Genomic DNA, 6,138 nt, shown 5'->3' on the forward strand with positions numbered 1-6,138 from the left:
ATACTAGAGCCGATCCAGCATTTCGTCGGTTTGAGGCCACGGAGCGGGTCGAGCGCGATTAGCGCGCGATGGTTTCCGAAAGTGCGGCGCGTCGTCCGCGCATCTGCACTCGGAGATGCCCCGTGGCTTCGTGCGTCTCACGGACCGATTACAGTCTAACTGGTCGCTTCAGGATGTGGCCGTGTACCGCCCGTTCCTCGAGGAGCTAATGTTCAAAAACTCGCAGTTTACGCCGCCCCAACGCTCATTGGCCCGGAGTGAAGCCAAGAAGTTGATCGCGCTGCATCTTCGGCTTGGAACCTTTAGAATCTGGCGCTCCAGGGTTAAGTTCCGTTCAGTCGATGGCGCGTTCACGCCAAAGCGTGTCGAGAAGCTGTTGTCGCTTGGCGGCTATCCTGAAGTCAGCCTGAAGGCCGCGACCGGATAGACTTCGGACACACGTTACTCCCAGCATTTACCGCCGCCGTGCAGCACCGCTGAGACGGCGGCGGCCCCCCAAATTGTTCATACTTCTCAGCGTACCGGCAGTGGCGGTGCCTTTGCGGCGGGGAGCGAAACCTTGAGCTCCTTGGCCAGCGTGGGCGCGATCTGGCGCATGTCGATCGTGCCGAGATTCCTGCCCGTCGCGATCCCCGGGCCGGTGATGAAGAAGGACGAGTGCATGTCGGGGCGTACGTCCCGCGTCGAGAAGGCGCCGTGCGAACCGCCCTTGGACTTTTTCACCAGTGCACCCGACATCGAATTACCCATGCGGTAACCGGGATTGAACGCGACGATATAGGCGACGCCGGGAGGCAGGCCGCGGTTCGCATATTCCTCCCGCGCATAGATCCGCTCGATGCCGTTCGCCGGATCGGCCGCGAGCTTCTGAAGATAGGCAAGGGTCTCGGCGCGAACCTGCTGGTCCTTCGGATTCTCGAACACGATCATCGCCGAACTGCCGACATACCAGGCAAAGGCCTTCCACGAAGTCACGACGCGATCCTCGCCTTCGCCGCTCAGTTTGATGAAGCCGGCCTCAGCCAGCCCGGCATTGAGGTTCACCTGATGCGTCACCTTGTCGAAGCCATGATCGGAGACGATCGCGACGACAGAGTCCGGATAGGCCTTGCGGTGCGCGGCGACGACCCGGCCGATCTGGGTATCGATCCGTTCGAGCGCAGCATTCCCCTCCGCACTGAACGGGCCATGTTCGTGCTGGGCGTGGTCGCCCGCGACGAAATGGACCGTGAGGAGATCGGGACGTTTCTGCTCGATCAGCGCGATCGCATCGTCGGCGATCTTCACGTCGTCCTCGTCATTGCCCTCGACCAGGTTGAAGTCGATGTCGTGCGCCTTCTTCGTCACCGGCCAGAAGATGCTGGCGGTGCGCAGCTTGGCCTTCTTCGCCACCCCCCACAGGGTCGGTGCCTTGATCTCTGCGTAGGCGCTATACCCCTTGGGCAGCTTGGCCGTCGCCGCGAAGGGGCGGTTGTTGTAGATGCCGTGTTCGAGCGGCAGCACGCCCGTCACCAGGGTCGTGTGATTGGGGTTGGTGACGGTGGGGTTCACGTTGATCACCTGTTGCGCATAACTCCCGTCCTTGAGAAAGCCGCGCAGCACGGGGATGGCGAGTTGGTGCTTGTCCGCCTCCAGCACCGCGTCAGGGCGCATCCCGTCGATCGAGATCAGCAGGACCGGATGGCGTGCCTGCGCCTCGGCGGCCTTTTGCGGCGCGCCGGGACACGCCACCACCGATCCGGCGGGGAGGACGGCGATCGCGGCGATCGCGATCGTGGCCTGAAGAATGCGCCGTCGCTTCATCACTGACTCCATTTACTCTTCCGGATCGGGTGGTGGCCTAGAAGCGATGCTCGAGCTTGACCTTGAACTGGCGGCCGCGCGGATTGACCGTGCCGACGAAATAGCCCTCATCCTCGTCCGCGACCGGCGGCCAGGTGTTGAAGACATTGTTGATGCCGAAGGTGAAGCGGGTGTTGCTGTCGGGACCAAGCGCGGTGGTGACGCGCAGATTGTGCAGCACCGCGGGCTTCACGCGCATGTAATAGCGGTTGATGCCATTGTCGTTGAATACGGTGATGGTCTTGGGCTTGCCCAGCGCCTCGTAGATCGCCTGGGTGGTCGAGGCCGAGCTGTCGGCATAGGCGCCGAAATAGCTGGTGAACCAATTGACCGACCAGCGACCACTGCGCCAGCCGAGCGACAAATTGCCCTTCCACTTCGGACGGCGATTCTTGCCGAGCTCGTCGGTGACGATGCCGTCGTCGGCGAGTTCTTCGTCGCGCTTGAGATAGTTGGTCGCCTCGGCCTTGAGCGTGAACTGGCCAAGACCGAAATCGGGCAGGCGCCAGTTGAGCGCGAAGTCGATGCCCGCGAGCTTGCGTGAGCCGAGGTTGATATAGTCGTTGATCAGGCTGGTGATCTCACCGACCGTGGCGCGCTTGGTGGCGTTGGTCGGCTGGGCGGCATTGTAGGCGGCAAAGGCCGCGATATCGGCGGCGGTCGGGGCACGACGGGTGACGCGGCTGTTGCCGGCATAGCTCGCGGTGCCCGAGCCGAGGTTGATCTGACCGATCGCTGTGCCCGAGGCGAGGGCCGCCTGGGTCGCGAGATCGAGCAGCAGCTCGTCGGTCGCCAGCACTTCGGCATTGCCGAGCGCGGTGATCGCATCGCGCTGATACAGGTTCCAATAGTCGACGGTCAGCGAAAGCCCGCGGACGCCCGGCACATCGAGCACCAACCCCGCGCCGAAATTCTTGGCCCGCTCCGGATTGAGCCGGTCATTGCCCTGACGGAAGGTCCGCCGCGGGGCGTTGTCGTCAGCGGCCGAACCGGTGACGTCGAAGCGGTAGGGATCCTGCGTATAGTTCACGCGCAGCAGCGGGGTGGTGTTGGTCTGGGCGAGGTTCGGCGCGCGGAAGGATTCATTGTACGATGCACGCAGCTTGAGCCAGGGCGTCGGCCCCCACAGCACGCTGAACTTGGGCGTGGTGCTTGACCCGTGGATCGAGAAGCGCTCGTGCCGGATCGCGGCGCTGAGTTCGAGCACCTTGAACAGGAAGAAGGAATTGTCGCGCGTGACCAGGGGCAGCGCGATCTCCGCGTACCCGGCCTGGATATTCTGCTTGGCGTGGATGTCCGAGTTCGGGCTCATCGCGATGAAGTCGTTGTCATTCTCGCGCAGATAGGGGAACTGGCTGCCCGAACCCGGCGGGTTGAGGCCCGCATAGGGCGCCTTCCACGCATCGTAGCGTTCCCAGCGCGCCTCGGCGCCGGCCGCGACCTGGATATTGCCGCCGCCAAAGGGAAGCTTCCACAGCTCGCCCGCGATCTTGGCATCCCAGACGATCAACTGCGTCTTACCGTAGCGATTGTCGGTATCGTACATCGGATCGGTGACCGATGCGGGATTGAGATAGGGCTGGTCTGCGACGACGCGGTTGTTGACCACCTTGAAGGTCACCGGGAACGGATTGTAGGCGGTCGCGTCGGTGCGGTTGAGCGCCATGCGCAGGAGCGATTCACGATAGATGTTTGACTCGGTCTCGTGGCTATAGGCGCCCGAGATCAGCACGCCGCTTTCCCATGACCAGTTGCGACCGAAATTGCCGCGCGCACCGGCGAGCGCGCGATAGAAGCTCGAATTCACCTGGATATAGCGCTGTCTTGTGCCGGGCGGGATCAGACCCGAGACGATGGTGACATCCGCCGGCGTGCCCGCGATGCGCGGCGTACCGTCGGCATTGGGTGCGCCCGTCGGGTGATAGAAGCGTGTACCGAACGGGTTATAGGGATTCGAGGCGGGGACGTAGAGGCCGGGCTCGTTGACGTTCTGCATGTTCGCTTCTTCGCGCTGGCTCTTCGCGCGCGAGCCCGAATAGATCACGTCGCCGAACACGGTCAGGCTGTCGCTGAACTCATGCTCGATGAACCCGGCCAGGTTGAGGCGCTTGAGCGCGGGCACCAGGGTGCGGTGCGGCAGGCGGTTGTCGTAATATTCGTCCTCGGCGCCGCCCAGCGTCCGCGATGGCGCGGTCTGCTTGAAGTTCACCGCGCCGTCGGCACCGGGATAGAGGAAGAAGGTACCGTCGGTCGCCACCGTCGCGACGCCGCCGGTCGGGGAGGTCGAGGTGGAGATGCCACGATTGCCGTCGGGACGGCCGCCGTTGAAGGTCAGGAAGTCCGATTGGATGAAGCCGCGGCGATACTGGCCGTAATGGGTGATCGTGCTGCCGTTATCGAGATCGTTGTCGCGCGAGAAATTGGCGCCGGTCGCGGGATCGACGATCGCCTCGCCATTCCACGGCGCGGGCAGCTCGCGCGTGCGCCGCAGGTCGGACTGCGAGCCCCATTTGCGGTCACCGAACAACAGCTTGTTGCGATCGAAATAGTCGGCGGAGACGCCGACCGAGGTGTGGCCGAACTGGAAGGTCTTGGCTGCGGTAATGCGGAACTCGTCCGCCCCGCCATCGTCGGTGATCGCGCTTTCGATCGAAATCCGGCCGCGATCCTTGCCCGGATCGATGATGTTGTTGATCACGCCCGCGGCAGCATCGGAACCGTAGATCGCCGAGGCACCGTCGCGCAGCACCTCGACCCGCGAGATCAGCGAGGTGGGAACGACATTGGCGTTGGCCGAGAGCGAGGGGACGCCCTGATCGGTGCCGGTGATCGGGTGCGGGGCCAGGCGGCGACCGTTGATGAGCAGCAAGGTGCTGCCGGCGCCGATGCCGCGAAGGTCGGGGGAGGAAACGTCGCCGCGCGCGCCCTGTGAGGCGATCGTGCCTTCGTTGATCTCGGGCGGAGCGGCGGAAGGCAGGGTTTCGTAGAGGTCAGCGCCGGTGGAGCCGCCGCGCAGGTCGATCTCGGACTGGTCGATGACGGTGACGGGGAGGGCGCCTTCCTGCGCCTGGCGCAGGTTGGAGCCGGTGACGACGACTTCCTTGGCCTCTTCGCTCTGCTCCGGCTGATCAACGGTCTGCGCATGCGCGCCGCCCGTCGCCGCCAAGACAGCGAGAATCGCGGTGCCGCACCGAATCGAATGACGAATTGCCATTTATCCCCTCCTGTAATCTCGACAAATCCAGCCCGATAGAAACGTCATTTCCCCGTCGCCCCGACGTGGGAAATGGCGGGCTCCAGCGTCCTGCTTCGTCGATGTTTCTAGGAAGCTAGCATGGCTCATTTATGTCGAAATAGACGTGTATTACCGATATATTGAACGGGAATTTCGATGGATAAGAACCCATGACCCTGATCCAGCTTCGCGCCTTCGTCGCCGTCGCCCGCCATAATGGCTTCACTGCAGCGGCACGGGCGCTCAACATGAGCCAGACCACGATCACCTCGCAGATCCAGGCACTGGAGGAGGAACATGGCGTGCGCCTGTTCGAGCGACGCGGCCGCCGCATCGAACTGACCGAGATCGGGCGCGAGTTCCTGGACCTTGCGCGCCGGATGACGGGGCTGGAGGACGATGCCGCGATGATGCTGAAGGACAGTGCGCAGATGCGCAGCGGGTCGCTCAAGATCGGCGCGGTCAGCCCGTTCCACGTCATCGAGATGATCGAGACGTTCAACACCAGCTACCCCGACGTGTTTCTGTCGATGGCGCTAGGGAACTCCGAATCGGTGCTGCGCGAACTGGCCAATTATGGCTGCGACGTTGGGATCATGGCGCGCGATACCGATGATGATCGGTACCATGTGCAGCATTATGCGAGTTATCCGGTGATTGCGTTCGTTCGCCGTGACCACCGTCTGGCGGTGCTGAAATCGATCGAACTGACCAGCCTGGCCGAAGAGAAATTGCTGATGCGGGAGCGAGGCTCGACCACGCGCCGCGCGCTGGAGGACGGGTTCGCGACGATCGGCACAGTGCCGCAGCTGGCGATGGAGATTGGCAGCCGCGAGGCGATCCGCGAGGCTGTGATCCGGGGCCTTGGCATCGGGACGGTGTCGGAGTCCGAGTACATCCCCGACGAGCAACTCCACCCGCTGCCGATCGCGGGTTCACCCGTGCTGACCCATATCTATGTCTGCTGCCTGCGCGAACGGCGGCGCAGCCGTATCATCGCATCCTTCTTCGAAGCGCTCCGCCAAGCGAAGGCCGGACGCGTGCGGCGGAGCTGAAGGAAC

Annotated in this window: 4 protein-coding genes; 2 read left to right on the forward strand and 2 right to left on the reverse strand. The window is 63.5% G+C overall.

The window, feature by feature from the left end; all coding sequences use genetic code 11:
* The first annotated feature begins 181 nt into the window (after positions 1-181).
* Positions 182-427 (forward strand): hypothetical protein, encoded by a 246-nt coding sequence (locus tag AC07M1_RS17965; protein ID WP_495164007.1) that lies wholly within the window; start codon positions 182-184, stop codon positions 425-427.
* A gap of 86 nt (positions 428-513) precedes the next feature.
* Here AC07M1_RS17965 and AC07M1_RS17970 read toward each other — a convergent pair whose 3' ends face one another.
* Both AC07M1_RS17970 and AC07M1_RS17975 read right to left on the reverse strand, forming a co-directional pair.
* On the reverse strand, positions 514-1,803 hold the full coding sequence (locus AC07M1_RS17970) for an alkaline phosphatase family protein (RefSeq protein WP_495164008.1): 1,290 nt from the start codon (positions 1,801-1,803) through the stop codon (positions 514-516).
* A 37-nt stretch (positions 1,804-1,840) separates the two neighbouring features.
* Positions 1,841-5,056, reverse strand: a complete 3,216-nt coding sequence (locus AC07M1_RS17975; protein ID WP_495164009.1) for a TonB-dependent receptor plug domain-containing protein — start codon at positions 5,054-5,056, stop codon at positions 1,841-1,843.
* 191 nt (positions 5,057-5,247) lie between these two features.
* Here AC07M1_RS17975 and AC07M1_RS17980 point away from each other — a divergent pair, with 191 nt between their 5' ends.
* Entirely contained in the window at positions 5,248-6,132 is an 885-nt protein-coding gene (locus tag AC07M1_RS17980) for a LysR substrate-binding domain-containing protein (RefSeq protein ID WP_495164010.1), read from the forward strand.
* The last annotated feature ends 6 nt before the right edge of the window (positions 6,133-6,138 follow it).

Source organism: Sphingomonas sp. GW821-FHT10C01 (genome assembly GCF_059415525.1).